Source organism: Hymenobacter lapidiphilus, assembly GCF_003417065.2.
In the GTDB taxonomy this organism is placed as follows: domain Bacteria; phylum Bacteroidota; class Bacteroidia; order Cytophagales; family Hymenobacteraceae; genus Hymenobacter.
Map to the genome: position 1 here is coordinate 1 of NZ_QVLT01000069.1, position 1,028 is coordinate 1,028.

Consider the following 1,028-nt stretch of genomic DNA (forward strand, 5'->3'; position numbering starts at 1 on the left):
GTAGCGCAAACACGATTTGGGCTTCGGTAAACTTTGTCTTTTTCATGGCACATGTCTCTTGGTTTAAGATACGACAAGGGCCTGATTTCTCTACTTTAGCGTGGTCTAGTTTATTGGGGGGAGGTCAGCTTTTATCAGACATGATAGAGAGGTTTAAAGGTGAGTTATTGACCATCAGCTAAAAACTGATGGCTTTTCACATTCAACTACCAGCTAATAGCTGAAAAAACTATTGATCGATGGCCGTGTCTTTGGCCTCGTAATCGGTGAGGTCGGCGTTGGTGCCTTCGCTGGCGAGCTTGGCGTTGGAGGGTGGGTTGGCTTCCATCTGGCCCATGCCCACGCGCGAATCGGGGTCCTCCATCTCGTCGGGACCTTTGCGGGCATCGTCGCCATCAAGCTCATCGACGGGGCGGCGGGGCTGCTGGGTGAGGTGACGCTCGGCGGGCATATCCTGGTTGGGGCGGTCGGGGCGGCCTTCCTCGGTGGTGCGCATGTTGTCGTGCGGCGGGGCGGTCTTGTCCTCGTTCTGGTTCATCGACACGGCTGTAACGCCATCGGAGCTGTCGGTGCCGAAGCCCTGCTTGCCGTCGCGGTTGCCAAAGCCGCCGCGGGCATTCTCGTTCTTGGGCGGGTCGGCGCCGGGCACAATGTGGCCGGCTTTCATCTCCTGGTCGGAGGTATCGTCGTTGATAACGCGCACGGGGCGGTCGTTGGGGTCGGTAGCCATAGTTGTTTTTGGGTTGAGGTGGGTAGGAGGGCGTTTGGTAAAGTGTACTGTGGTTTGCGGGTTTGGGTTTAGCTTTGGGCCGGCCGCTGGTTGGCTAGCTAACCCAAGTTGCGAACTACAAACCGACTTGGTGTAGTGCGTGGGCAAAGATGAAAAGCACTATTTTTAAGGCGAAGCCGGCCGCTGTTACGGCATGAATCTGCTTGGGAAAGCGCGCTGTCAGGCAGCTGAAGGTGGTTTCAATACCTTTGCGAAAATACTGAATCAGAAAGTTTTGGGCCGGGTGGTGGGGCCGCTT

The 1,028-nt window shown here is 56.2% G+C and carries 2 protein-coding genes and 1 pseudogene; 1 reads left to right on the forward strand and 2 read right to left on the reverse strand.

From position 1 onward, the window contains the following. Nucleotides 1–182 (forward strand): hypothetical protein (locus D0N36_RS19400; protein ID WP_207190734.1); only part of this gene is annotated, 182 nt, incomplete at its 5' end. A gap of 47 nt (nucleotides 183–229) precedes the next feature. On the opposite strand, the gene D0N36_RS19220 is transcribed toward D0N36_RS19400, so the two are convergent. Next, entirely contained in the window at nucleotides 230–730 is a 501-nt protein-coding gene (locus D0N36_RS19220; RefSeq protein WP_116943426.1) for a hypothetical protein, read from the reverse strand. A 115-nt stretch (nucleotides 731–845) separates the two neighbouring features. Then, a pseudogene (locus D0N36_RS19405) lies at nucleotides 846–1,028 on the reverse strand (IS982 family transposase); the annotation flags it as partial.

Coding starts and splice junctions, on each gene's coding strand:
- D0N36_RS19220 (WP_116943426.1), bottom strand. CDS start 730: ATGGCTACCGACCCCAACGACCGCCCCGTGCGCGTTATCAACGACGAT.